The organism is Alistipes sp. AF48-12 (genome assembly GCF_003477565.1).
Classification (GTDB): domain Bacteria; phylum Bacteroidota; class Bacteroidia; order Bacteroidales; family Rikenellaceae; genus Alistipes_A; species Alistipes_A hominis.
Window position 1 is genome coordinate 82,664 of sequence record NZ_QUDJ01000005.1, and the last position, 25,350, is coordinate 108,013.

Annotated in this window: 26 protein-coding genes and 2 pseudogenes; 7 read left to right on the top strand and 21 right to left on the bottom strand. The window is 57.8% G+C overall.

Annotation, left to right across the window (positions count from 1 at the left end; all coding sequences use genetic code 11):
* From DW082_RS04540 to DW082_RS04560, 5 genes and pseudogenes are all read right to left on the bottom strand, one after another.
* Positions 1–741 carry an ABC transporter ATP-binding protein gene (locus tag DW082_RS04540; RefSeq protein ID WP_118457567.1) on the bottom strand — a complete coding sequence of 247 codons (741 nt, stop codon included), beginning with the start codon at positions 739–741 and terminating at the stop codon, positions 1–3.
* The gene (locus DW082_RS04545; protein WP_055204916.1) at positions 734–1,648 is read right to left on the bottom strand and encodes an ABC transporter ATP-binding protein; all 915 of its coding nucleotides are present in this window, start codon (positions 1,646–1,648) and stop codon (positions 734–736) included. The genes DW082_RS04540 and DW082_RS04545 overlap by 8 nt, the downstream gene beginning before the upstream one ends.
* Positions 1,648–2,540: pseudogene (locus DW082_RS04550) on the bottom strand (HlyD family secretion protein). Before DW082_RS04550 ends, DW082_RS04545 begins: the two are co-directional and overlap by 1 nt.
* A gap of 1 nt (position 2,541) precedes the next feature.
* On the bottom strand, positions 2,542–3,801 hold the full coding sequence (locus DW082_RS04555) for a TolC family protein (RefSeq protein ID WP_118457613.1): 1,260 nt from the start codon (positions 3,799–3,801) through the stop codon (positions 2,542–2,544).
* Between the two features lie 47 nt (positions 3,802–3,848).
* A complete protein-coding gene (locus DW082_RS04560) occupies positions 3,849–4,487 on the bottom strand; it encodes a TetR/AcrR family transcriptional regulator (protein ID WP_101572807.1) in 639 nt (212 codons plus the stop codon).
* 432 nt (positions 4,488–4,919) lie between these two features.
* On the opposite strand from DW082_RS04560, the gene DW082_RS04565 reads away from it, so the two are divergent.
* Positions 4,920–6,587: a family 43 glycosylhydrolase gene (locus tag DW082_RS04565; RefSeq protein WP_118457568.1), complete on the top strand. Its 1,668-nt coding sequence runs from the start codon at positions 4,920–4,922 to the stop codon at positions 6,585–6,587.
* A 122-nt stretch (positions 6,588–6,709) separates the two neighbouring features.
* On the opposite strand, the gene DW082_RS04570 is transcribed toward DW082_RS04565, so the two are convergent.
* From DW082_RS04570 to pstS, 8 genes are read right to left on the bottom strand one after another with little or no spacing between them, the layout of a single operon-like run.
* Positions 6,710–8,509 (bottom strand): ATP-binding protein, encoded by a 1,800-nt coding sequence (locus DW082_RS04570; protein WP_259335507.1) that lies wholly within the window; start codon positions 8,507–8,509, stop codon positions 6,710–6,712.
* Positions 8,487–9,170, bottom strand: coding sequence for a response regulator transcription factor (locus tag DW082_RS04575; RefSeq protein ID WP_118457570.1), 684 nt, complete (start codon positions 9,168–9,170; stop codon positions 8,487–8,489). Before DW082_RS04575 ends, DW082_RS04570 begins: the two co-directional genes overlap by 23 nt.
* Positions 9,171–9,172: 2 nt before the next feature.
* Positions 9,173–9,856 (bottom strand): PhoU domain-containing protein, encoded by a 684-nt coding sequence (locus DW082_RS04580; RefSeq protein ID WP_055204928.1) that lies wholly within the window; start codon positions 9,854–9,856, stop codon positions 9,173–9,175.
* A gap of 13 nt (positions 9,857–9,869) precedes the next feature.
* Complete coding sequence (gene pstB / locus DW082_RS04585) at positions 9,870–10,631, bottom strand: phosphate ABC transporter ATP-binding protein PstB (RefSeq protein ID WP_055204930.1); 762 nt, start codon at positions 10,629–10,631, stop codon at positions 9,870–9,872.
* Complete coding sequence (gene pstA, locus DW082_RS04590; protein WP_055204932.1) at positions 10,619–11,497, bottom strand: phosphate ABC transporter permease PstA; 879 nt, start codon at positions 11,495–11,497, stop codon at positions 10,619–10,621. Before pstA ends, pstB begins: the two co-directional genes overlap by 13 nt.
* A 2-nt stretch (positions 11,498–11,499) precedes the next feature.
* Entirely contained in the window at positions 11,500–12,366 is an 867-nt protein-coding gene (gene pstC / locus DW082_RS04595) for a phosphate ABC transporter permease subunit PstC (RefSeq protein WP_118457572.1), read from the bottom strand.
* Positions 12,366–12,626, bottom strand: a complete 261-nt coding sequence (locus DW082_RS15295) for a hypothetical protein (protein WP_310648297.1) — start codon at positions 12,624–12,626, stop codon at positions 12,366–12,368. The genes pstC and DW082_RS15295 overlap by 1 nt, the downstream gene beginning before the upstream one ends.
* Positions 12,623–13,411: a phosphate ABC transporter substrate-binding protein PstS gene (pstS, locus tag DW082_RS04600; RefSeq protein ID WP_310648298.1), complete on the bottom strand. Its 789-nt coding sequence runs from the start codon at positions 13,409–13,411 to the stop codon at positions 12,623–12,625. Before pstS ends, DW082_RS15295 begins: the two co-directional genes overlap by 4 nt.
* Positions 13,412–13,669: 258 nt before the next feature.
* Between pstS and DW082_RS04605 the strand changes: the two genes are divergently transcribed.
* The 5 genes from DW082_RS04605 to DW082_RS04625 all read left to right on the top strand — a co-directional run bounded on the left by DW082_RS04605 (position 13,670) and on the right by DW082_RS04625 (position 17,076).
* Positions 13,670–14,170: a flavodoxin gene (locus DW082_RS04605; RefSeq protein ID WP_055204938.1), complete on the top strand. Its 501-nt coding sequence runs from the start codon at positions 13,670–13,672 to the stop codon at positions 14,168–14,170.
* Positions 14,167–14,526, top strand: coding sequence for a DUF2023 family protein (locus tag DW082_RS04610; RefSeq protein ID WP_055204940.1), 360 nt, complete (start codon positions 14,167–14,169; stop codon positions 14,524–14,526). The genes DW082_RS04605 and DW082_RS04610 overlap by 4 nt, the downstream gene beginning before the upstream one ends.
* Positions 14,527–14,615: 89 nt before the next feature.
* Positions 14,616–15,311 carry a hemerythrin domain-containing protein gene (locus DW082_RS04615; RefSeq protein ID WP_101573151.1) on the top strand — a complete coding sequence of 232 codons (696 nt, stop codon included), beginning with the start codon at positions 14,616–14,618 and terminating at the stop codon, positions 15,309–15,311.
* Positions 15,311–15,922, top strand: coding sequence for a response regulator transcription factor (locus tag DW082_RS04620; protein WP_101573149.1), 612 nt, complete (start codon positions 15,311–15,313; stop codon positions 15,920–15,922). Before DW082_RS04615 ends, DW082_RS04620 begins: the two co-directional genes overlap by 1 nt.
* Positions 15,923–16,044: 122 nt before the next feature.
* Positions 16,045–17,076, top strand: coding sequence for an AI-2E family transporter (locus DW082_RS04625; protein ID WP_055204941.1), 1,032 nt, complete (start codon positions 16,045–16,047; stop codon positions 17,074–17,076).
* A 16-nt stretch (positions 17,077–17,092) separates the two neighbouring features.
* Here DW082_RS04625 and DW082_RS04630 read toward each other — a convergent pair whose 3' ends face one another.
* The 3 genes from DW082_RS04630 to DW082_RS04640 form a co-directional block, all read right to left on the bottom strand.
* Positions 17,093–18,757: a hypothetical protein gene (locus tag DW082_RS04630; protein ID WP_118457574.1), complete on the bottom strand. Its 1,665-nt coding sequence runs from the start codon at positions 18,755–18,757 to the stop codon at positions 17,093–17,095.
* Positions 18,758–18,861: 104 nt separating this feature from the next.
* The gene (locus tag DW082_RS04635; RefSeq protein WP_118457576.1) at positions 18,862–19,134 is read right to left on the bottom strand and encodes a hypothetical protein; all 273 of its coding nucleotides are present in this window, start codon (positions 19,132–19,134) and stop codon (positions 18,862–18,864) included.
* 18 nt (positions 19,135–19,152) lie between these two features.
* The gene (locus DW082_RS04640) at positions 19,153–19,359 is read right to left on the bottom strand and encodes a hypothetical protein (protein WP_055204947.1); all 207 of its coding nucleotides are present in this window, start codon (positions 19,357–19,359) and stop codon (positions 19,153–19,155) included.
* A gap of 442 nt (positions 19,360–19,801) precedes the next feature.
* On the opposite strand from DW082_RS04640, the gene DW082_RS04645 reads away from it, so the two are divergent.
* Positions 19,802–20,128 (top strand): nitrous oxide-stimulated promoter family protein, encoded by a 327-nt coding sequence (locus tag DW082_RS04645; protein WP_055204949.1) that lies wholly within the window; start codon positions 19,802–19,804, stop codon positions 20,126–20,128.
* A gap of 178 nt (positions 20,129–20,306) precedes the next feature.
* On the opposite strand, the pseudogene DW082_RS04650 reads toward DW082_RS04645, so the two are convergent.
* The 5 genes and pseudogenes from DW082_RS04650 to DW082_RS04670 all read right to left on the bottom strand — a co-directional run bounded on the left by DW082_RS04650 (position 20,307) and on the right by DW082_RS04670 (position 25,108).
* Positions 20,307–21,357 (bottom strand): annotated as a pseudogene (locus tag DW082_RS04650) (class I fructose-bisphosphate aldolase).
* Between the two features lie 19 nt (positions 21,358–21,376).
* Positions 21,377–22,126 carry a 2,3-diphosphoglycerate-dependent phosphoglycerate mutase gene (gpmA, locus tag DW082_RS04655; RefSeq protein ID WP_118457617.1) on the bottom strand — a complete coding sequence of 250 codons (750 nt, stop codon included), beginning with the start codon at positions 22,124–22,126 and terminating at the stop codon, positions 21,377–21,379.
* A 249-nt stretch (positions 22,127–22,375) separates the two neighbouring features.
* A complete protein-coding gene (locus tag DW082_RS04660) occupies positions 22,376–23,092 on the bottom strand; it encodes an ATP-binding protein (protein WP_101572796.1) in 717 nt (238 codons plus the stop codon).
* The gene (locus DW082_RS04665; RefSeq protein ID WP_101572794.1) at positions 23,086–23,673 is read right to left on the bottom strand and encodes a DUF2284 domain-containing protein; all 588 of its coding nucleotides are present in this window, start codon (positions 23,671–23,673) and stop codon (positions 23,086–23,088) included. Before DW082_RS04665 ends, DW082_RS04660 begins: the two co-directional genes overlap by 7 nt.
* 1 nt (position 23,674) lies before the next feature.
* Positions 23,675–25,108 (bottom strand): GH39 family glycosyl hydrolase, encoded by a 1,434-nt coding sequence (locus tag DW082_RS04670; RefSeq protein WP_182424088.1) that lies wholly within the window; start codon positions 25,106–25,108, stop codon positions 23,675–23,677.
* Positions 25,109–25,350 lie beyond the last annotated feature (242 nt).

The window sequence follows — 25,350 nt, forward strand, 5'->3', positions numbered from 1 at the left end:
TTATTCTCCCCGTTTAGCTTCGCGGGCGAGGCGGTGGAACACCTCGTCCATATTCGGCGCGTCGAAAGTTCGTTTCAGGTTGGCCGGAGTATCCAGCGCCCGGATCGCCCCGTCGACCATGATCGAGACGCGGTTGCAGTACTCCGCCTCGTCCATGTAGTGCGTCGTGACGAAAACCGTGATGCCCCGTTCCGACGCGTCGTAGATCAGCTCCCAGAACTGCCGCCGCGTAGCCGGATCGACCCCTCCGGTCGGCTCGTCGAGGAAGACGATGCGCGGCTCGTGGAAGATCGCTACCGAGAAAGCCAGTTTCTGCTTCCAGCCGAGCGGCAGTGCGCTCACCAGCGTGTTGCGTTCTTCGGCGAATCCGAGCCGGCGCAGCACCCGGTCGGTCTTTTCGGCGATCTGCCGGCTTCCCATGCCGTAGATGCCGCCGAACAGCCGGATGTTTTCCCACACTTTCAGGTCTTCGTACAGCGAAAAGCGCTGGCTCATGTAGCCGATGTTGCGTTTGATCTGCTCGCTTTGGCGCACGATGTCGAACCCGGCGACCGTACCGCCGCCCTCGGTCGGGCGGCTCAGGCCGCACAGCATCCGCATTGCGGTCGTTTTGCCGGCGCCGTTCGCGCCGAGGAATCCGAAGATCTCGCCGCGCCCGACCTCGAAACTGATGTGGTCGACCGCCGTGAAGCTGCCGAACCGCTTGGTCAGTCCTTTCGTTTCGATTACTTTATCATTCATTGGTACGATCCAGTTTCATGTAACAATCTTCGATACCCGGTTCGATCGCCTCGATCCGCAGATTGCGGTATCCTTCCGCGGTCAGGTAAGCAGCCAGTTGCTTTTCGGTCAGCGTCGCGTCGGGCGTCGCGTGGTGCGTGTCGCCGAACGCGAAGGCCGAGGTGATCTGCGGATGACGGCGCAGCGTTTTCAGCATGGCCGGCATCCGGTCGCCCGATACGGCCCACAGCCGCTCTCCGAATTTTTCGATGATGCGTTTCGGCGTGTCTATATCGAGGAACCGGCCGCCGCGGATCAGCGCGATCCGGTCGCAGCGCGACGCCTCGTCCATATAGGGCGTCGATACGAGGATCGTGATGCCCTGGCAGCGCAGTTTGGCGAGCATCTCCCACAGTTCCTTGCGCGATACCGGGTCGACGCCGGTCGTCGGCTCGTCGAGGAACAATACCGACGGTTTGTGGATCAGCGCGCAACTGAGCGCTAGTTTCTGCTTCATCCCGCCCGAAAGCGCTCCGGCCCGCCGCGTGCGGAACGGTTCGATCTGACTGTAAATGTCGCGGATCAGGTCGTAGTTCGCCTCGATGGTCGTCCCGAAAAGCGTTGCGAAAAAGCGCAGGTTCTCTTCGACGCTCATGTCCTGGTACAGCGAGAACCGTCCCGGCATGTAACCGACCCGCCGCCGGATCTGTTTGTAGTCGGCCGCGACGTCGAGTCCGTCGACCGTCGCCCGGCCGCTGTCGGGCAGCAGCAACGTCGTCAGGATGCGGAACAGCGTCGTCTTGCCGGCCCCGTCCGGGCCGATAATCCCGAAGATCTCGCCGCGTTGCGCATCGAAGCTCACTCCGCGCAGCGCTTCGATGCGCCCGTAGCTTTTCGTGAGGTCGCGTATGGTTACTGCGGAAGCCATTATTCGGAGAATTTGACGTCGGCGTACATGCCGATTTTCAGCAGACCGTCGTTGTGGACGGCGATTTTGACCGGATAGACCAGGTTCGCGCGTTCGTCGCGGGTCTGGATCGTTTTCGGCGTGAACTCGGCTTTGTCCGAGATCCAGATCACTTCGCCGTCGTATTCGCGGCTGCCTTTGTCGCCCGAATCGGCGAACACGCGCACCTTGTCGCCGAGTTTCAGGCCTGTCAGTTGGCCCGATGTGATGTAGGCGCGGAGTTCCATGCGATCGACGTCGGCGATCTTGAACAGCGGTTTGCCTTGGGCGGTCACTTCGCCCGTTTCGGCGTATTTGACCAGTACCGTCCCGTCGATCGGGTTTACGATGCGGCATTTGGCGAGCTGGTCTTCGATCTGGGCTACCTGGATTTCGATGGCCGAGCTCTCTTCGTTGACGCCGCGGTTGCTGTTTTCGAGCGTCGAGAGCTGCGCTGCGAGCTGTTTTTCGAGTACGGCGATCTGCGCGTCGATATCGTCCAGTTGTTTGGTGTTCGCGGCGTCGGCTTTCAGCAGGTTTTCGACGCGCCGTTTTTCGCGCTGCTGCGTGGCGATCTGCTGTTGCGTGGCGGCGATCTGTTTGCCGATGTCGGACGTGCGGCTGCGCGTCGCCCCGAGCTGTTTTTGGAGTTGCAGTTTTTTCAGGTAGAGCTGGACGCTGTCGACCGTGCCGACGGTTTGTCCGGCCGCGAGCCGCCGGCCTTCTTCCACGCCGAACGAAGTAATTCGTCCGTTGCTTCCGAAGATACGATCACTTCGGTCGCCTCGAACGTCCCGGAGGCGTCGTAACCGTTTTTATTGCCGCCGCAGGCCGTCGCCCCGGCGCAAAGCGCGAGAATCAGAAATCGTTTCATATCAGTTGTTGGTTATATTTTTCAGGTTGTATGTCGTCATGATCAGTTGCATCCGGTGCAGCGCGCGGTTCTGCCGCGCCGTTTCGGCTTTGGTTACCTCCTGCATGTAGTCGGTAACGCTCATCGTGCCCTCCGCGACCTTCGCCTCCGACGCGCGTTTGATATTGTCGCGCAGCGCTACGATCCGGTCGTCGTCGGAGAGCGTGCGGCGGTATTTTTCGAGTTCGCCTTGCGAGGATTCGACCTGCTGGTTCGTATTGAACAGGAACGTTTCGCGTTGTGTGCGGAGCGCGTTGCGCGCGACGTCTATCTTGGCCGCGTCGCTTTTATGCGTGTAATAATTGCCGAAATTCCATGAAAACCGCACGCCGCCGATCGCGAATGCTTTGAATTTGTCTTGCAGCATGTTCAGTCCCGGTTTGCCGTAGGCTCCCTGTACGAACAGACCGAGGGTCGGGTGGTTCCGGGCGTTCAACTGTTTCAGTTGGGCGTCCAGCAGCGTGTTGCGGGCGTCGAGCAGGCGCAGCTCCGGACGGTTCACGTCGGTAGGCGCCGGTTCGCTTCCGACTTCCGGGCAGATCAGTTCGGCGCTGTCGGCGTTTTCGCCGATGAAGGCTCCCAGCATCTGCCGGTACGCGCGGTTGGTCGCTTCTAGCGAGACGCGCTGCTGCCGGTTCGAGAGCTGTTCGACCTGCACCGCGTCGAGGTCGGCCTGGTTGGCGACCCCGTTCTCGATGAAGTTGCTTATTTTGCGGTAGTTGCGTTCGAGCTCCTCGTCGTACAGCCGGTTCAGTTCCAGTTGTTCCTCGGTCAGTAGAATGCCGAAGAACAGCGAATTGACCCGTTCGCGGATCGCGTACATATCGACCTGCTGCTGTTGCAGGTCGACTTCGGCGGACGCTTTGACATTCTGTTTTTTCGCACGGATGTTCCCGCCGTCCCAGATTACCTGGTTCACCTCGGCTACGACCTGATACTGGTCTTTGCTGAGGGTCGGGATGTCGATGCCCGGCAACGAGAACGGTATTTTCGTCACGTCGGTCTGGTAAGAGGCTTTGGCCGACAGTGACAACTGAGGCAGGTAGCCTTTGTCGGCGTTTTCCAGATCGTACTGTTCCGATTGTCGGATCAGTCCGTACTGGGCCACGAGCGGATAGTTGGCCTGCGCTTTCTGCTGGCAGGCGTCGATGGTCAGTTGCGCCTGTGCCGGCAAAGTTCCGAAACCGACGGCCAGCAGCAGGATGGATCGGATTATTTTCATCGTTTTACTGAATTTATGCATGAGTGAAGTGAAGGTTTTCCGATGTTTTACGGTTTGAGGCTTTGCAGGATGATTTTCACGTTCTCCTCTTTGCGGTGCTCGAGGAAGCCGTCCATCGCTTCGTCCGTCAGGCCGAGAATGTTCTGCAGTACCGGTCGGACCAGGAACGTGGCGAGATTCAGCGACAGCGCGCTGAACATCAGGTCGAGCGCATTGGTTTCGCGGACTCGTCCCTGCGCGATCTCTTTTTGCAGATCTTGTTCGAATGTAGCGTAAACGCTCAGCGGCAGTTCGCCGATGCTGTCGCGCAGCGATGCGATCCGTTCCGGGTTCGTCGTGATCTCGTTGATGACCAGAAAGGGGATTTTCGGATTCTTTTTCAGGATTTCGAAATGCGCTTCGATTTTGCGCCGCAGTTTCTCTTCGAAAGTTCCGCCTTCCCGGTCGATCGAAAATATGTTCGAGATCAGCATCCGTATTTTCTGTTCGAAAATTTTCTCGAAAAGGTTCTCTTTCGTGCGGAAATAGTAATGAACGAGCGCCTGGTTGCAGCCCGCTTCCCGGGCGATCTCGGTCGTTGAGGTCAGTGCGAACCCTTTGTCGAGGAACAGCCGTTCGGCCGCCCGCAGGATCGCCTGTTCCATCGGTTCGGTTTCGTTTTTCGCCGTTTTTTCCGTCTGTTTCATGTGTTAATAGTTTAATTTAATATATCTATTGATACCGCGAATGTAGGAATAAATACGAACCTTGCAAATTTCAACGCTGTTTTTTTGTGGATAAATCGTTCAATGTATTTATAATGAATGCTTTGAATCTGTGTGTTTCCGGGCTCTACGCAAACGGGCCGGAATATGTGCCGGCAGCCGGCAAACGGCGCGACTTACCGTATTTCAGGTTTCCGAAATCGTCGTCCGGTCTGTTGCAAGAATCAGACCTATATTGCTTTCTCGGGCCTTTTCGCCTTTGAACCGAGGCCGTTGCGGGTGTTGCGACCGGGGTTCTTCGCGTAAAAACGGAGCGGTAAGGCGGCCGGCGGAATTGCCGGAAAAATTTCTTTTAGTTATATTTGAAAGTACCCGGTCGGACGCATCGGGCGTTCTAACGTTATTCTATCGTTTATGAAAAGGTTTTTTTTGTGGTCGCTGACGCTCTTTTCGTTCGTTTTCGGAGCGGGCGTATGCAGCGGCGCTGCGGGCGGCGGAATCCGTCTGGACAAGGCGGCGTTTATGATCGACAGCGGGGATAAGATGAAAATCCGCCTGGCGGAGGCTCCTGCCGGCGGCGTGCAGTGGACGTCGAGCGATGAAAAGGTGGCGACGGTTTCCCGGAGCGGCGTGGTGACCGGCGTTTCGAAAGGCGATGCCGTAATTACGGCTTCAGCGGCCGGTTCGAAAGCCGAATGCATCGTGTCGGTCGGTTACGAGGGACAGAATCCGATCCTGCCGCCGACGTGGGGACTGTTTATCGCCGACGGCGAGCCGCACGTTTTCGACGGACGGATGTATATTTTCGGGTCGCGGGACGTGACGAACGGTTTTCTGCCGAACGGCGAACGGGATTTCTGTTCGACCGACTACCATGTGATCTATTCCGACGACCTGATCCACTGGACGGACGCGGGCGTCAGCATCTCGATCGACAGTATTCCGGCGGAGATCCGCGGAAATACGCGGCGGCTGTGGGCGCCGGACGTCTTCAAAAGTCCGACCGAAAAAGACAAGTATTACCTGCTGTTTTGCGGCAACGGCCAGCCGGTGTATATCGCCGAGGGGACGAGCCCGACAGGGCCTTTCGGCAACGTCCGGCTCGTAACGCTGAACGGCGAGCCCATCCCGCAGATCGATCCGGGCGTACTGGTCGACGACGACGGCAAGGTGTACCTGGCGAGTCCGAAATTCTTTATCTGCCGGCTCGACCCGTCGGACTACTCGCGGGTGATGCCCGAAACCTGCCGCGACGTGACGCAGTATATGCCGGTCGGCGACGAGCCGTTCGAAGGGCCTTCGCTGCGGAAACGCAACGGTATTTACTATTACATCTATATTCAGAATAAAGGCAATATCGAACGCGACGGCGCGGTTCCGACGCTGATGGGGTATATGACGGCCGAAAATCCGCTCGGCCCGTATACCTACCGCGGCGTGATCGTTACCAATTACGATTATCCGGCTTCCGGAAACATACACGGCTCGATCGAACCGTTCGACGGACAGTGGTACGTGTCGTACCATATGCCGGTGTCGGAGCTCGGTCTGACCCGTGCCGCCTGCCTCGACCGGATCGAATTCGACGATGACGGGACGATCCGGCGGGCCGAGCCGACTTCGTCCGGCGTAAAGGGCTGTTTCGTACCGGGCGAACGGATCCGCAGCTCCAGCGGGGTCGTCTATTCGGGCGGCCGTAACGATCGCAGGCTGGTGACGCGGCGCGAGCCGACCGCCAATCCGTATGTTTTCCGGTATGTCGGTTATCCGTACACTTTTTACAACGAGCTGGGACAGTGGATCGGATACCGTTTTATGGATTTCTCACCGGAAATTTCGACAGTCGGCATGAGCGTCTGCACCGAAGCCTCCGGCGGGTCGCTCGAAATTCGCCGGGGCTCTGCGGACGGGGAGTTGATCGCCGCCGTCGATCTGCCGAATACCGACGGCGAATGGAAGAAGGTCGAAGCCCCGGCTTCCGTAACCCGCGACGGGAAGGATGCGTTCTATATCTTTCTGAAGACGAAGCCCGGCAGCGGGGATGTTCGGGTCGATTGGCTGGAATTCGGCGCGCGGCGGTAATTTTTTCGACGGACGGCCTCTGTCCGGCAACCGGCGTATTCGGCCGGAATATATCTTATGAAAACGCTCCCGTTGTGAACAGTTTCTTCGCAACGGGAGCGTTTGGCGGAAGCGCGTTTCGGTCAGCTCTTTTTGGCCAGCGAGAACAGGAATTCGAGTCCCCCTTCTTTCCGGTTTTTGGCCGAAATGCGTCCTTTGTGGTACAATACCGAGTTGCGGACGATCGACAGTCCGAGTCCCGATCCTCCGTTTTTGCGACTCCGACCTTCGTCGACCCGGTAGAAACGGACGAATATTTTTTCCAGATCGGCCTCCGGTACGCCGCAGCCGTTGTCGTGGAACGAGAAGTAGTAGAAATCGTCGTCCTCGGCGTATTGCTCGATCGTGATCGTGACGCCTTCGCCGGCGTAATTGACCGCATTGTCGGTCAGGTTCCAGAAGATCGAGTAAAGCAGCGTGTGGTTTCCTTCGACCGTCGTTCCGCGGCTGATGCGGTCGACGATCTGCACGCGGTGAGCGTCCAGCGTATTTTTATGGTCGGCGATCACCTCTTCGACGACCTGTTTCAGGTCGACCGGTTTGCGCTCGAACAAGTCGGTCGCCTCTTCGATCTTGGTGATTAGCGCGACGTCGCGGATCAGGTCGGACAGTCTCAATGCCTGGGTATAAGCCCGGTCGAGAAAGAAGCGCTGTTTGTCCGGACTGATCTCGTGCTGTTGCAGCAGGGTTTCGAGGTATCCCCGGATGCTGGTGACGGGGGTTTTCAGTTCGTGCGCGATGTTGTTGGTCATCTCCTGTTTCAGCAGCCGATTTTTCTCCTGCGCGGTGATGTTATCGAGCGTGATTTCGAAACTGTTGTCGTTGAAAATCAGCAGCCGGACGGCGAAATGACGGCCTTCCCGGGTAAGCTTGGTTTCGTAGATCGGGATCGAGGCCGACTGCGGGTTGACCGGCCGGTGCCGTTGCAGGAATTCGCGCAGGTCGCCGAAATCTTTGGCCCGGAGAATTGCGGTCGCGTCGGAGGTCGGTTCGTCGAGGATCGTGTTGAGGTGCTGTATGAAGTGCGAGTTCGCATAAATTTTGTCTCCGTCCGGCGAAAAGATGCAGATTCCCTCGTCCGAATAGTGGAAGTGGCGGATCAGTTTTTCACGTTCCGTATCGAGCAGGTTGCGGCTTTCGCGCAGCAGCCGGTAATTGGTGACGATGCGGTTGCCTATCTCGCCGAGTTCGGTATCCGGGAATCTGACCTTGTCGAAATCGGGACGGTTGTTCTCGGTCGAGACCAGAAAGTCGCGCAATCCGCTGACCGCCTTGCCGAAACGGTCGGACAGGTACAGCAACGAGATCAGCGCGACAAAGAAAAGCAGCAACATGAAATAAAGAAAGAAATCGTCCGCTTTCAGGCTCAGTTTCGCCGCGTTGTCGTAAGGCAGCGCCACCCGGACGAAATCGTTGCCGAACAGCCGCGCATAGTAATAATAAGTTTTTCCGGTGGTTGCCGAGTGCCGAATGTGGCTTCCGCCGCCGCGGATCAGCGCTTGGGCGATTTCGGGCCGCGACAGGTGGTTCTCGACGATCGGTTTTCCGTCGGAGCCGTTGTCGAACAGCACGTTGCCGCGCCGGTCGATGATGCTTATCCGCAGATCCCGGGGCAGCAGCGGCAGCAGGCTGTCAAGCCGGGACATCGAATCCGGAGCGGTCAGATGGTTTTCGGCGATGTATTTCGAGATCAGCGTCGCGTAAACGTCCATTCCCCGTTTGAACTCGTCGTTTCTGAAGGTTCGTTCGCGGTTTTGCTGGACGAAGACGACGATCGCCGCGAAAACGGCGAATACGATCAGGAAGTAAAAAAACAGTTTTTTTCGATAGCTCAGGCGCATGGCGGTATCGGTTATCGGGTTAAAATTCGATGCAGTATCCATATCCGGAACGGTTCGTCAGGCGTTCGCCGAACGTTCCCAGTTTTTTACGCAGCCGTGTGATGTGCACGTCTACGGTGCGTTCGAGCACGTAGGACTCCTTTTTCCAGACGCGTTCGAGAATATCCTCCCGCGAAAAAACCTTGTTCGGAGTCCGCGCCAGCGTCATAAGGATTTCGAACTCCTTTTTGGTCAGCAGGATGTGTTCGTTGCCGAGCGTCGCGCTCTTGGTTTCGGGATCGATCGTCAGTTCGCCCAGTTCGATCGTACGGTTCGTATCGGCCGGCGCTGCGGCGCTCCGTTTCAGCACGGCCTTTACGCGGGCCGTCACTTCCTTGATCGAGAACGGTTTCGGAATGTAGTCGTCCCCTCCGAGGCTGAATCCGGTGAGCAGGTCGTTTTCGGTGTCCTTGGCCGTCAGGAAGACGATCGGAACTTGCAGTTTCTGCTCCTTGCGCACCTTTTCTGCCATCCGGAATCCCGACATCCCTTCCATCATCACGTCCAGCAGGATCAGGTCGTAGCCGTCCGGCAGCATTTTCAGGGCCTGCTCGGCCGATTCGGCCGTTTCGACGGCGAACCCTTCGCATTTGAGGTTGAAGCGCAGGATCTCGCACAGATCCTGTTCGTCGTCCACGACCAGTATTTTCTCGCGTTTTGCCATTTTTACAACAGGTTTTTGTCCGTGTGCTTGATGTCTTTCCCTTCGGTAACGAAAATCACCGCCTCGGCGATGTTCGTCGCCTGGTCGCCGATGCGTTCGAGGTTGTTCGCGATGCCGAAAACCGACAGCATCCCTTCCATCTCTTCGGCCGTCAGCGTCCGCTGGGTTCCCGTGCTTTTCAACTCGCCGGAAATCCGCCGCCACCATTCGTCCACGCGGTCGTCGCTGCGGATCACTTCGCGCGCCAGCCGTTCGTCGCTGCAGTTCATCGCAAAAATAACGTTTTTCACCATATCCGCCGCCAGGTCGAACATTTTGAGCAGTCCGTCGCTTTTGCGGCGGTACAGTCCGGTGCTGACGGCCGTGCCGCCGGTGAATTCGTAGACGTTGTGGATCAGGTCGCCGATGCGCTCCAGATTCGAGGTCGTATCGTAGCAGGCCATGATGATCCGCAGGTTCGAGGCGCGCGGCGCGTGCAGTACGATCACGTTGACCACTTCGTCGCGGATCGAGACTTCCAGGCCGTCGATCGCGCTTTCGTTGCGGTTCAGTTCGTCGCGCAGTTCGGCGGACGAATTTCCCGCGAGCAGTTGCCGGGTGATGGAGAGTTGTCTCAGGATGAGTTCGGTCAGCCGGTCGAACTGGTCGCCTACCGGTTTTAAAACGGTGTCTTTCAATCGGTTCATAATAGGTGTGTTTTTATCCGAACTGGCCGGAGAGGTACTCTTCGGTCCGTTTGTCTTTCGGTGTGGTGAACAGGGTTTGCGTGCGGCCGGATTCGACCAGCTCGCCGAGGTACATAAACAGCGAGTAGTCCGAGATCCGCGCCGCCTGCGCCATATTGTGCGTTACGATAACGATCGTGAACTCTTTTTTCAGTTCGAGCATCAGCTCTTCGACGCGGTGCGTCGCGATCGGGTCGAGCGCCGAGGTCGGTTCGTCCATCAGCAGCACTTCGGGTTTCAGCGCGATCGCGCGGGCGATGCACAGCCGTTGCTGCTGTCCGCCGGAGAGGAATCCTCCTTTGCGGAACAGCGAATCGCGCACTTCGCTCCAGAGTCCGACGCTCGTAAGGCTCGTTTCGACGATCTCGTCCTTCTGCGCTTTCGACAACCGGATGCCGTTCAGCTTGTATCCGGCCAGCACGTTGTCGTAAATGCTCATCGTCGGGAACGGGTTCGGCCGCTGGAACACCATGCCGGCCATCCGTCTCACCTCCATCGGATTCATTTTGAAGATATTTCGTTCGTCGAGCAGGATTTCGCCCGTCACGCGGATGTCCGGATAGAGCTCGTGCATACGGTTGATCGCCCGCAGCAGCGTGCTTTTACCGCAGCCCGACGGGCCCATGATCGCCGTGATCGTCCGTTCGAGGATACCCGTCGTGACGTGTTTCACGGCCAGTTTCTCCGGAGTGTAGGCGACCGACAGGTCGTTTATTTGCAGTTTCAGATTTTCCATTTTGCAGCGATTCGTTTGGCAATGATATTCAGCACCAGCGTCAGGATCAGCAGCAGCAGCGAGCAGCCCCAGATCAGGTCGACGAGGTTCGGATCGTTGTAGAACTCCCAGATCAGCAGCGGAACGGCCGAAGTGGGGTGCAGCGGGTCGAAGTTCAGCGTTGCGCAGCCCAGCGCGGTCAGCATCAGCGGGGCGGTTTCGCCCATCGCCCGCGATACGGCCAGCAGGATGCCGGTGAACATCCCGCCGAAAGCCGACGGCACCAGAATACGCATCACGACCGAGCGGTAAGGCGCTCCGAGCGCCAGCCCGGCCTCTTTCAGCGGTGAGGGCAGCATATTCAGCGTCTCCTCGGTCGAGCGGACGATCAGCGGCAGCATGATTCCGGCAAGCGCCACGCTGCCGGCCAGCATCGAGTAACTGCCCAGCGGTACGACGATCCAGGCGTAGGCGATGATCCCGATCACGATCGACGGGGTGCCTTGCAGCAGTTCGGTCAGAAAACGTACGATGCCTGCGAACGCCGTTTTACGCTTTTCTGACAGGTAAACTCCTGCGAGAATCCCCGACGGGATCGCGATCAGCGCCGCGATCAGCGTCATCGACAGCGTGCCGAGGATGCCGTTCGCGATGCCTCCGGGGATCGACTCGCCGGCCGTTTTGGCCAGCATCGCGTCCAGCGTGCTCGGCGCGTTCTCGGTGAAGAACGACAGCGAGATCTGACGGTATCCCTTGCGTACCACTTCCCAGATAATCAGCAGCAGCGGGACGGCCGTGAGCAGTGAGAATCCGCAGACCACGTAGAAGAACGCCCGTTCTTTCGCCTTGCGGAACCGCGTCCGCGATTTAGGAACCGTTATCGTCATAGTTATCGGAATTTACGAAGAATGAGCCGCCCGATCAGGTTGATTACGGCGGTGATAATGAAAAGCAGCAGCCCGATGGCGACGAGCGAGCTGAGCTTCAGCCCGTCGGCCTCGCCGAACTGGTTGGCGATGACGCTGGCCATCGTGTTGCCGGTGGCGGTCAGGCCGGTCGGAATCAGGTTCGTGTTACCGATCAGCATCGTGACGGCCATCGTCTCGCCGAGCGCACGCCCGAGCGCCAGTACGTAACTGGCGAAAATACCCGACCCGGCGACCGGAAAGACGACGCGGCGGATCACGTCGAGCCGCGTTCCGCCGAGGCTGTACGCTCCTTCTTTCAGTTCGCGCGACACCATCGAGATAAACTCCGAACTGAGCGACGCGGCATACGGGATCACCATGATCGCCAGTACGACCGATGCGGTCAGGATGCCGAATCCCTGCGACGACAGTCCCAGGTCGACGATCACCGGCCGGATCACGTAGAATCCCCACAGCCCGTAGACGATCGACGGGATGCCGGCCAGCAGGTCGATCACCGTACCGATTATTTTCGCGATCCGCCGGCCCCGGAAATATTCGCCGGTGAAAAGGGCGACCGGCAGCGACAGCGGAAGGCAGAACAGCATGGCCAGCAGCGAAGTCAGCACGGTCCCCGCGATGAACGGCAGCGCCCCGTAGCTTTCGGAGCCGGTCTTCGGGTTCCAGTCCGACGAGGCGATGAAGCGGAAAAAGCCGAAATGGTCGAACGCCGGCGCCGCTCCGCTGATCAGCGAGTAGAACATTCCCCCGCAGATCAGTATGATGGCGGCCGCCGCCGCCAGTAGCAGTCCTTTGAAAATACGGTCGCGTGCGGCTGTGCGGATCATTACTTCAGCAGTTTTTCTCCTTTATACGTAACTGTGCCCAGTTGTGCGCGCCCGTTGTTGATCACCTGTTGCGGCAGCGGGGCGTAATTGACCTTGCCGGCCAGATCCTGCGCTTGGCTGCCGAGCATCCATCCGAGCAAGTCGACGAGGGCTTCGCTCTGTTCGCGGGTGCGCTTGTCGTAGCCTTGTTCCTTGTACAGCAGAATCCACGTAAAGCAACTGATCGGGTAAGCGTCCGCCGCGTCCGGATCGGTAATCATGCAACGCGTGTCGGTCGGCAGGTCGCCCGCGGCCGCTGCGAGATGCTTTCGAGGGTCGGGTCGATGAAGCGGCCCGCCTTGTTTTGCAGGCTCGCGTAGCTGATATGCTGTGCAAAAGCGTATTCCGACCCGATGTAGCCGACGGCCCCTTCGGTCTGGCTGACTGTCCCCGATATGCCGGGATTGCCTTTGGCGGCGAGGCCGGCCGGCCATTCGAGCGATTTGCCGGCCCCGATCGTCTCTTTCCATGCGGGGCTTACTTTTGTCAGGTAATCGCTGAATACGAAAGTCGTGCCGCTACCGTCGGAACGGTATACCGGATGGATCTCCAGATCGGGAAGCTGTACGCCGGGGTTGATCCCGCGGATGCGGGCGTCGTTCCAGCGGGTAATTTTACCCAGGTAGATATCGGCCACCAGTTCGCCGGTCAGTTTCAATTTTTCCACGCCCGGCAGGTTGTAGGCCATTACCACGGCGCCCATGCAGGTCGGGATGTGGATCACGCTGTCGGGCATCGCGGCCATTTCCGCATCGGTCAGGTAGGCGTCGCTGCCGGCGAAATCGACGATCCGGTCTTTCAGGCTGCGGATGCCGCCGCCGCTTCCGATACCGCCGTAGGAGACTTCCGCCGGAACGCTGTCGCGATAGGTCTTGAATGCAAGATTATAGTACGGCAGCGGGAACGTTGCGCCCGCGCCGGCCAGTTTTTCCCGGCCGCTCCCTTTCGGAGATTGTCCGCAGGCGGCCAGAACGGCGGCCAATGCGATGAGAATCAATTTTTTCACTTCTCGAAATTTTAGTCGTTAAATTGATGTTGCAATATTAGGGGTTTGTTGTTACGCTCCCGTTAAGCGATTGTTACGAAACGGTTACTTTGCGAAACGCCCTTTTTACGGCACTCTTTTCTAAGGCGTTGGTAATGCAAGGAACGGACCTCGGTTGACGGTTTTAGGTATCGGGGCTCTCTTTTTTCGCTTTTTCTGGGTATTTTTCCGCCGGGGCCGGTTTGCTACTTTTGCATCAAACGAAAAACAAATTTGGAAATGAAAGGAATATTTTACGGAAGCACTACCGGGACTACCGGTTCTTTGGCCGGCCGCATCGCGGAGGAGTTGGGAATCGCCGCGGCGGACGTGCACGATGTGGCCGGCGCGGCGGCGGATGCGGTTCAGCGTTACGATTGCCTGCTGCTGGGCTCCTCCACATGGGGATGCGGGGAGTTGCAGGACGATTGGTTCGGTTTTCTGGAAGGGCTCAAAGGGCAGGATCTGTCCGGGAAGAGCGTGGCACTGTTCGGATGCGGCGACAGCAGCATGTATCCCGATACGTTCTGCGACGCCGTCGGGATTCTGCGCGAGGAGCTCGCCGGGACGGGATGTCGGTTCGTCGGAGCCTACGCGCCGCAGAACTATTCCGTTACCGATTCGAAAGTGTGCGAGGACGGAAAGTTCGTCGGATTGGCTATCGACGAGGCGGACTCGGAAGCCGTTTCGTCGGAACACCTGAAGCAATGGATCGCGGTACTGAAAGAGGAAGGGGTATGAGCGAACAGGATTACGTCCGTTTCGGCGAACTGAAAATCTTCATGCACCAGATTTACGAATTCAAGAAAGGAGTTCGGAATCTGGTGCTCTGCACGATGTGCCCGACCTGCGCCGCGCTGGTGGCAGAACGGCTCCGGGGGCAGCGGATCGAGTACCTGATTCAGGAAGTGACGGACAATAAAGTGAACCTTTATTTCGGAAAACGCGCCTGTTTGGATGCGGTGCGGGCCTTTATCGACAAGCCGCTGAACCGGCTCACCCCGGAGCAGGATTTCATGCTGGGGGCCATGCTCGGTTACGATATCATCCAGCAGTGCGAACGCTTTTGCCGGCAGCGGAGCCGGTTCGCCCTATGACCGGCGGAGGCGGCGTGCCGGACTTCGCGTTTCCGGAGAAAAACGCTATCTTTACGCCGGATGCTCCCATCCGTCAAAAGACTCATGCCATGTACAGACTCAGTCAATATAAGGAAACCGACAAAATGGGCGACCTGATCTGTGAAAACTATCCGATTCTTCTGGTAGTTAGCAGGTTCGGTATTTCGCTCGGGTTCGGCGACAAGGATATCGCGCAGGTGTGCGCGGACAACGGGGTCGATACGCCGACTTTTCTGGCCGTCGTGAACCTGCTGTTGGACGAGGACGAATCAGCCGCGCCGGCCGATGCTCCGCTGTCGGTCGGAGCGCTCGTACGGTACTTGCAGAATTCGCACGCCTATTTCCTGGATTTTCGTCTGCCGGTGATCCGCCGCGAACTGGCCGATGCGCTCGGCAGCGATCACGGCGACGTTTCGTTCGCCGTGCTCCGTTTTTTCGATGAATATGCGGCTGAGGTGCGCAGGCACATGCTTTACGAAGAAGAGAAAGTTTTTCCTTATGTCCGTTCTTTGCTCGAAGGGCGTAAGAAGGGACGGTACAGGATCGATATTTTCCGGAGACAGCACGATCAGGTGGAGGCCCGGCTGACGGAGTTGAAGAACATCCTGATCCGCTACTATCCGGGCAGCGGCAGCAACGAACTCAACAGCGCGTTGTTCGATATTTTTTCGTGCGAGCGCGACCTGGCTTCGCACAATCGGATCGAAGACCACCTGTTCGTTCCGGCGGTCGTGGAACTGGAGCGTAAAAACGGTTCGCAATGATGAGCGTTTCGTTGAAAATAGCCGTAGCCGAGTCTTCGCAAATTATCCGCAGCGGTCTTCTTGCGGTGCTGAAACGGCTACCCGGACTGAATGTGAGCGTCGTGGAGATCGCCGATCCCGAACAACTGGTCAAGTCGCTTTGCTGGCAGAAGCCCGACATCCTGATCGTGAATCCGGCGTTGCCGGGGCTTTTTTCGTTGCAGCGCATCCGGCACGAATCGGGGTGCGAGACGATGAAATGCGTGGCCCTGCAATGTGCGCTGGCCGACGCCCTGTCGCTGAGGATCTACGACGAGACGATCTCCCTGTACGATACGGCCGAACAGATCCGGCTCAAACTGTCCCGTCTCGCCAACCGGGACGAAAAACCCGAATCCCGGCGCGACTTGCTGAGTCCGCGGGAAAAAGACGTTGTGGTCTGCGTGGTGAAGGGGATGACCAACAAGCAGATCGCCGAGCGGCTGTGCCTGTCGGCGCATACCGTGATTACCCACCGCCGCAACATCGCCGGCAAATTGCAGATACACAGTCCGGCCGGGTTGACCATCTATGCGATCGTCAACAAGCTGGTCGAACTCGACGAGATCGGAGAGACCGTCGCGGCCGGGTAATTCCCCGCCGCCCGGAATCGCCGTTTCGTCCGGATCGTTCCGATTTTTCGTTTTGTTTTTGCTTTCACCGAAAAATTGGTGAAATATTTGCGGAGTGATCCGCAATATCCATTCTTAGAGCTATGACAGACGGAACGATAGGGAAAAACAACGCTTTTTTCCGGCAACTGCTTTATATCGGCATCCTGATTACGATCGGGCTGGTAATTTTTACACAACTCCAATTTTTCGTAGGATCGTTCCTCGGGGCGATCACGATGTACGTCGTGTTGCGGACGGTGCTGTTCCGGTTGACCGAGCGCTGGAACTGGAAGCCCTGGGTCGCCTCGCTGATGCTGGTGTTGGCAACGACGCTGCTGCTGTCCGGGCTGGGATTTCTGATTTTCGAGGTGATCGCCTCCGAGATCCCGAACGTGGACACCTCGAAAATCGTCGATGTTTTCAACGAACTGCTCCGGCGGGCGAACCATCTGCTGGGCTTTGCGATCGTGCCGGAAAATATCATCAAGGGTTCCGGCGGGACGATCACGAAAATGGCCTCGATGCTGCTCAATACGACTTACAGTTTCGCAGCGAACGTGTTCATGATGCTCGTGATCCTTTATTTCATGCTGCTGCACGCTCGGACTATGGAACGAAGCGCGAATCGCTACCTGCCGTTCCGCGGTCATAGCCAGCAGGTGATTCGCAGCGAAGTCAAGAGCATTATTTTTAGCAATGCCGTCGGCATTCCGCTGGTCATGTTCGCGCAGGCGGCGGCCTCCTTTTTGGTCTATTGGGCGCTGGGCGTCAACAATGCGGTCTTCTGGGCCTTCGTGACGGCCGTCTGCGGGTTGATACCGATGGTCGGCACCGCGATCGTCACCGTGCCGATGGGCGTTTATATGATTTTCGACGACAGCGTCTGGATGGGGATCATCATGATCGCGTGCGGCATACTGATCGTGGCCAACGTAGACAACCTGTGCCGGATCATCCTGATGAAGAAAATCTCCAATACCCACCCGCTGATCGTGATTTTCGGGGTGATTCTCGGGATTCCGCTTTTCGGCTTCTGGGGGATTATTTTCGGGCCGCTGCTGATCTCCGCCTTCCTGCTGTTGATCCGGATCTATTACAAGGAATACCGGTTGCTGCCACCGTCGGAATCCTGAACCGGCGGACGGCCGCTTATCGCCGGTCGTCCCGGTGGCGGTGTCTTTTGACGACCGTTCCGTGTCCGACGACCGTCTGTTTGATACCCGGCATCAGCGACTTCCACAGGTAGTTGAACTGCGAGCGGTAGGGATCCCGTTCGGTCACGCCTTCGCCGGTGCGGGTCACTCCGTCTTCCGGATTGCCGGTGCGGATCAACAGGTCGTCCACGATGGCCGAAAGCAACCGGCGGGCCTTGGGCCCGTCTTTCTCCTGTTTCATTAGCGAGACGTTCAGGCTGTCGTACAGCAGTAGTAATTGTACGTCGGCTTGGCGAGAGTCTCCCGCGATGCGGAAATTCATTCCGTCGATTCGCCCCGTATTGATTCGCGCGTTCACCAGCGGTTCGATCGCCCGGTTCATCGCCTGTAGTTCCATCGGGCCGAGCTTTCCGTCCACTTCGAAACGGTCGTCCAGCGAATCGGCCGGCAGCAGGAAGGTCGCCTGTAAGACTCCCCGGTTCATCAGTCGCCCGCTGGCTTTCAGGGTGATGCGCGGATGTTCCGGCGAGGCGGCGTTGGCGAGTCCGTACAGGTCGCCTCTCAGACTGTCGAAGGTGACGGTACCTGGAACGGTTCCCGTCGCCGACAGTTCTTCGTACACGGCGCGAATGTCGCTGAAACTTATTCTACGAACTTCCACTCCGAAAGAGAGTTTTTGCAGGGATTGGTAAAAGAGCGGTTTGATGCGCTGTTTTTGCGGGATCTGTCGGTTCTTGAAGCTGCCGATTTCCACGTTGCCGATCCATACGCTGTCGATTTTCAGCTTTTTGTTCCGCGCGATCTCGGGATAGTCCACCCCCGTGCACGCGATCCGGCCTGCGACGACCTGCGTCCAGTCCGGATGGCCTGCTACCAGCGAGGCGAATTCGCTTTTCGGGTATTGCGGCAACAGGCGGACGCCCGCTACCGAGCATTCGCCTTTGCGGGTGTCGATTATCAGCGTATCGGCCTGCAACGCGACCGCTCCTTCGTCGAGCTGATAGTTTACCGATTCGACGGAAGTGCGGATGCCGTTGTCGAGCCATCCGTTGTCGTTCGCATTCCCGGCGTTCAGGCGGAAATCGTCGGTTTGTACGGAGAGTCCCCGCAACGTATGGCATGTCTGCCGTCCGTTCCGGATCTCGCAGTACGTTACCGAGCCGTCCGCGATCCGGAGCCGGCCGAAGCCGATCGTCCGGACGATCTGTCCGGATGCCCGTTGCAGCGAGTCGACCGGTGGAACCGAGTCGCTGAAGTTGCGGACGATGTCGACGTGCGGCGCCGACACTTCGATTTCGGCGATCGTCGGCGTCCGGTCTCCGTCTTGTTGCGTCAGGCGGATTCCGCCGATCGAAAGCTGTGCTGCGGTGAGCCGGAACATCCGCAGGCCGGGATGTCGTTTTGCGAGCAGCAGGCTGTCGGTCGTCAGGACGATGCCTTTGAGCCGCAGCGACCGGCCGACCGGATTGAGACGCACCCGGTCGATGCTGATCCGGCACATTCCGCCGGTCTGCTCGGCGACCTCTTTTTCGATCTTTTGCCGGACGATCCGGCCGATCCAGAGGTTTGCGCCCGCAAGCAGCAGCAGGACGGCGACGACGACGATCCCCGCCGTCCGGACGATTTTTCTGAAACGCGGTTTTCGTTCGATAGTTTCCATAATTCTGTGCATTTTACGAATAAAATGCATAGCTTGCAAATTCCTGTCCAAATCGCCGGTCGATGGATGAGATATTCGACGATGCGGATTATCTACCGAAGATTTTATTCTCCGGTCCTCCCGCTCCGGTGCCCGTAACTGAAATAGAAATCTTTGAGTTCGTTGCGGGTCGCCCGCCTGACGGATACGTATTCGGGAGGGACGCAGGCGTCCCTGTAAAATCGGGTCAATCCGCCGGTCATGACCTCCAGAACGACGTTCCCGTTTTCGAGTTTGTCGAAAATTCCCCACAGGCAGCGGTCCGGGTCGTGGCGCCGGGGATCGAGGGAGAAAAGATACAGCTCTCCCGGAACGAAATGGAAATCCTGGATCGCCATAGCCGCTGTCGGTCGGTTTTATTCCTGTTCGACCAGAAGTTCTTCGAGACAACTGGTGTCCACGCGCATGTAACGCAGGAACGTATCGTAGTTGAAGCCGTATTTAGGAAATACGTGTTTCAGCCAAACCTGTTTGTAACATTTGTCGTGCCGTCCCGGTTCGTAAAATTGTGCTGCAAAGTCCTGGATTTCTTTTGCTCTGATTAAATAACTGATAGAATGCATACATATCGATAATTGGTCGGATCGGTTTCGGTCCGAATTTCTTAAGTATTTGGATCTAAATGAAAAATAATAGTGAAAGTGACTAAAATTTTTAGCGCTGTACGGTGTCGGGGATACTGCATTCGGTCCGGGATAAATGAGTTTTCTGTCAGTCGGAACCGTTCTTTCGGAACGGGGCCGTGACGGTTTCCGTTTCTAAAATAGCATGTTATGCGGCGAGGGGTATTTCCCGGAGACGGGAGTAAACAGCGTCCGGATAAAATACAAATATCCGTACAATTTGATTATATTTGTACAAAATGCTTTGGTACGGCGGAATTGCGAGATGTCCGGGCGGTTTGGGAAACGGGTATGGCGGTAATGATCGTTTCTGTACGGTGCCGTATTCGAGATTTGTGGATAATTGATTTGCAGCGAGTTGATTGATTGTAAGATCGGACGTATGATTTTTCCGGGGGGGCGGATAAACTATGAGAAGCGGGTCGTCGAGCGGATGATCCGTTTTTACTGTATCCACCGGGAAGGGAACCGGGAGCTTTGTCCGGAGTGTCGGGAATTGCTCGCGTATGCCGTTGTCCGGTTGGATTGCTGTCGGTTCGGCGACAGGAAACCGGTTTGCAAGAAATGCCCCGTTCATTGCTACAAAATATCCATGCGGGAACGGATGCGGTGCGTGATGCGTTATGCGGGTCCCCGCCTGCTGTGGTATCGTCCGCTCGATGCGTTCGGGCACTTGCTCTGCCGTCTGCGGCTTTTCGGCGGCCGGTAATTTTCCGGGTCGTAGCGGCTTTTCGTAAGGCGATGTCCTGCGGCGGGTATCCCGTTTTCGGAGATCGCGGGGGACGGTTTTCCGGAATGAACGGCATAAAGAACCGGCACCCAGCGATTTTTCGATGGATGCCGGTTTGAATTATTCAGCGGATTTGCCGGAACCTATTGCCGGTAGATTATGCAATAGTGATGCCGGGATCGAGGTAAACGTCCTGAATCGCGTGCAGTAACGCGATGCCCTCTTTCATCGGGCGTTGGAACGCTTTGCGTCCGCTGATCAGCCCCATGCCGCCGGCGCGTTTGTTGACGACGGCCGTGATGACGGCGTCTTTCAGATCGGATACGCCGTGCGATTCGCCGCCGGAGTTGATTAGTCCGACGCGACCCATGTACCGTTGGCCACCTGGTAGCGGCACAGGTCGATCGGATGGTCGGACGCTAACTCTGTGTACATTTTTTCGTTCGTTTTACCGAAATGCAGCGCGGTGAACCCGCCGTTGTTGGTCGGCAGTTTCTGTTTGACGATGTCGGCCTTGATCGTGACGCCAGGTGATCGGCCTGCCCGGTCAGGTCGGCCGACGCGTGATAATCGGCGCCGTCTTTTTTAAAACTGCCGTTGCGCAGGTAACACCACAGGATCGTCGCCATACCCAGTTCGTGCGCCCGTTCGAAGGCTTCCGAAATTTCGACCAACTGCCGTCGGCTCTGCTCCGAACCGAAATAGATTGTCGCGCCGACCGCGACGGCTCCCATGTTCCACGCCTCGTCGACCGATCCGAACAGCACTTGGTCGTACGTGTTCGGGTAGGTCAGCAACTCGTTGTGGTTCAGCTTGACGATGAACGGTATCTTATGCGCGTATTTGCGGGCCACTGCGCCGAGGTTGCCGAACGTCGAAGCTACGGCGTTGCAGCCCCCTTCGATTGCCAGTTTGACGATGTTTTCTGGGTCGAAATAGACCGGGTTCGGAGCGAACGACGCGCCGGCCGTGTGTTCGATGTCCTGATCGACCGGCAGGATAGACACGTAGCCCGTGCCGGCCAGCCGGCCGTGGCCGAGCAGCGTTTGCAGGCTGCACAGCGTGCGGACGTTGCGGTCGGACGGAATCCATGTCCGGTCGACCGTGTCCGGCGACGGGATGTGGATCAGCGACTTGTCGATCGTCCGGCAAACGTGATTCAGGTAATATTCGGTTTTGTCTCCCAATAAATTGATGATCTGGCTCATATTCTATAACGGTTTAAATTTATTGTTGTTTTTTACCCTGGCGGGCGACGGCTTCCATCAGTTTGCGGATCTCTTCCGGGTCGCCGAGAAAATAATCCTTCGTAAGATTCAGCCGGTCGTCGAATTCGAAGACGTACGGTACGGCCGTCGGCAGGTTCAGGTTGACGATGTCGTCGTCCGAAATGCGCTTCAGATGCTTGATAATCCCCCGCAGACTGTTGCCGTGCGCGACGACCAGCAACTGGTCGGCCATTTTCAGGTTCGGAAAGATCGCGCACTGCCAGTACGGCATGATCCGTTCGATCGTCTCTTTCAGGGATTCGGTGCGCGGCAGTTCCCCGTCCGGAACCAGCCGGTAGCGCGGGTCGAAACGCGGGTTGCGCGGATCGTCCTCGGCGAGCGGATCGGGTGCGATGTCGTAGCTGCGTCGCCAGACGAGCACCTGTTGGTCGCCGTATTTGGCGGCTGTCTCGCTCTTGTTGAGTCCTTGCAGCATACCGTAATGCTTTTCGTTCAGCCGCCAGCTCTTTTCGACCGGGATCCAGTCCTGGTCGAGCTTGTCCAACACGCGGTCGAGCGTTTTGACGGCGCGTTTAAGGTACGAAGTATAGGCTTTGTCGAATGCGAAACCCTCTTTTTTCAGCAATTCGCCGGCCCTGTCGGCTTCGGCGACGCCTTTTTCGGTCAGGTCGACGTCCGTCCAGCCGGTAAAGCGGTTTTCCCGGTTCCAGGTGCTTTCTCCGTGTCGGAGCAAAACGATTTTTTTCATAGTCTTATGCGGTTTGATTTTCCATGTCGGACGCGGTTGCAGGCTGGCGTTCCGTGCCCGTGCGGCGGATGCGCGGCTCTCCGTCGCCGCGACGCTCCGGATATCGGTTCTGTGCAAATAGTGTGCAATAACCTGCGGCCCCGTTGTTTTAAGGAGTAAAAAAAGTAAAATCGTCCGTTTAAAGCAATACCCGGAGGTAGGTATTGTTGCCGGCGAGGGAGAACGATAGGGTAGGTGCGCGCGGGCGGATCAGCCTTCCCGGATGTCGGCGAACCAGTAGGCGTAGTTTTTTACCGTGCCGTCGTCCAGTTTGACCGGGTACCTGCGCTGCAACGGTTCGCCGAGCGCGAACTGCACGGGCGTGCGGAACGGACCGCCGGCGTAGCAAAATGTGTGGTACTCGCCGTTTTCGCCGCATACGTCGACGCCGTCGGGCAGGTCCCGTACGAACGTTTCGTCGATTCGCCGCCCGATGAAGTCGCGGCCGAGCCGGTCGGCGGTCGTCGTGACGATCACGGTTTGCAGGCCCGAGGCGAGAAATTCCCGCATGATTTCCGCGGAAGATTTGCCCCACAGCGGTTCGACGACCGTGATGCCGTAGGGCGACAGTTGCTTTTCGCGGTAGGAGCGCACGTCGTGCAGGAAAATATCTCCGAAAATGAAACGATCGGCGCCCGTATCCCTGAAGTGTCCGACCGCCGCCGCCATCGCCTCTTCGTAGTTCTCCATCGTGCCGTCCGGCGCGAGGTCTATCGTGTAGAGCGGCAGGCCGATGCTGTCGGCCTGCCGACGAAGCAGTCCGACGGGGATGCCGTGCATCGACGAGCGCGCGTTGTCGCGGTTCACGGTCGTCAGCAGCGATACGATTTCGTAGGCTTCGCTCTGCTGCGCCTTGTACAGCGCCAGCGCGGAATCTTTTCCTCCGCTCCAGTTGAAAACGGCTTTTTCGCGCTTCCCGCTTACCATGATCCGTCGTTTGCGGGGCGGCTGGAGAAAAAGCCGCTGACCAGTGTGAAATATTCGGGCAGTCCGGACGATCCGGGTTCGCTCCACTTCAGTTCGATGCCCAGCAGTTCCGACGCGGTTTTCCCGATGTCGAAACCGAGGGATTCCAGCGAAGGGCGTATCCGGTCGGGATAGCGGCACGGCCGGCCTTCGCTCCGGGCGCATGTCTCTTCCGGGCACAGGTGGCAGGTTCCGGCATAAAAAGCGCGGCTGCCCGGATATTTCCGTTCGAGTTCCAATAGCCGGGCGTCGAGCGTCCGCCGGACTTCGACGATCATCCGCTGTCCCGCCTGCCGGCCTTGTTCCGGCGTCGCGCATTCGGCGCGGGCGGACGGCTCGGGGATGATCCGTGTGCCTATGATCAACGCCGTGCGGTATCCGGACAGGTATTCGTCCGCATCGAATCCGTGCGGCGGACAGGCCCAGCAGGCGCCGTAGCGGGAACATGCTTGGCAGAATACGATGAATTTTTCAGCGTTCCGGTAGCGGGCGACGTACTCCCCGGCCGGGATCGTCGCGGCGGTCTCTTCGGTTCGGTACATGTCAGTCGTTTTTCGAAAGCCGGATCAGGATCACGCCCGAGTCGGAAACCGTCCCGATCTTCAACGGACCTGCCGTCCGCCCGGTTTCGAACACCCGGCTCAGGTCGTGCGTTTCGTCGAGCAGGAATACTTCGGTTCGGGCGAATTTCCCGATGCCATCGATGTCCAGCGTGAACTCGCGGGGGCCCGATTTCCAGCAGGCGGCGAGGATCGCCAGGTTGCCCAGGCTGTCCGTGCCGGCCAGCACGCGGCTTCCGGCGGGCATACCGTCCGTTTCGGTGCGTACCCGTTCGGGATAGGCGGTCAACTCGCCGAACGCTTTCATGCCGTAGTAAGTTTTGACCGGCGTCCGGTTTTCAAATACGCCCCAGCGCGTCGTGGTGACCGTGTAGTAGAATCCTTTGTCGAGCGGCGTATCCTGCCAGCCGATCATCACCGTGTTCAGGAAAGCCGCCGATTCCAGTCCGCGCATGAACCGGATCGCTTCGTTCTGCTCCGCCGGGCCCATGTTCCACAGCGCTCCGCCGTACGGGTTGTAGTGCCATTCGTTCAAGTGGATCTCCGTCTCGGGATAGCCGCATTCGTCCAGATACCGGCGTGCGTCTACGGCCATTTGCAGTAATTCGGTATCGGTGGGCGAGTAGTAGTGGAACGAGTAGAAGTCCAGCGGCGCTTTGTGACGGGCGCAGTTCCCTGCGAAATCCCTGACCGCCTGTTCGCCGAAGGCGCAGTGCCCTGGCCCGCCGAATTTCAGGTGCGGGAAGCGTTTTTTCAGTTCGGTCGCCGCCTGCGCATAGAAGTCGTTGAACTGCTGCAACGTCCCGGTCCACATTTTCGGGCCCAGATCGGGTTCGTTCCATATCTCCCAGTAACGGATGTCGTAACGGAACCCGTTCCATTTTCCTTCCGTGTAGTGACGGATGACGTTCGATGCGACGTCGACCCATTTTCGCACGTCTTCGGGCGGGTGCACGAAATATTTGTTGACGCTGTGCTCGATCGAGGTTCCCAGCCGGTAATAGACTTCCGTGCCGCACGCGATGCAATTCGCAATATAGTCGTCCGTCTGGGCGAAATAGTAGTTGTCCGGATCTTCCGCGTCCGCTTCGGGATTCGCGAAGATCAGCGGAAGATCGACCAGTCTCATGCCGGGATTCTCCAGCGGAGCGTCGTGCAGCCGCGTGATCGGGATGTGCATTCCGGCGAACGCTTCGCGGAGGTTGCATCCGGGCATCTCTTCGTCTTCGAGCGGCGGGGCCAGGTTGCCGCCGTTCACCGGTTTGATCTTTCCGGCGGACTCTCTCGGATAGACCCGGATCGTCGTCTGCCGGTCTTCCCCGGAAACGACGTCTTGCAGGGCTGCCCGTGCGGCGGCTGCGAATCCGGTGCACGCCAGAACGGCGAGCAGGTATTTCAGGATCGTCTTTTTTTTCATGCGACGGTTTTTCATTGTTCCGGATTTATTGCAAAGATACGGAATTTCATTCGTTCCGCGAAACCGAAGCGATAGGGCTTTTACGGAAGTTTTGTATGGAGAAAACCCGTTTAAAACATATTCCGACTTTATTGCGCCCGAACACCCGGGCGGCACGCTTCCGGTGGATTATAAAAAACTCGTATCGTGCGTTTTGCAGGAATAAAAGGTATATATTATATTTGTATGCCATATTGTGCGCG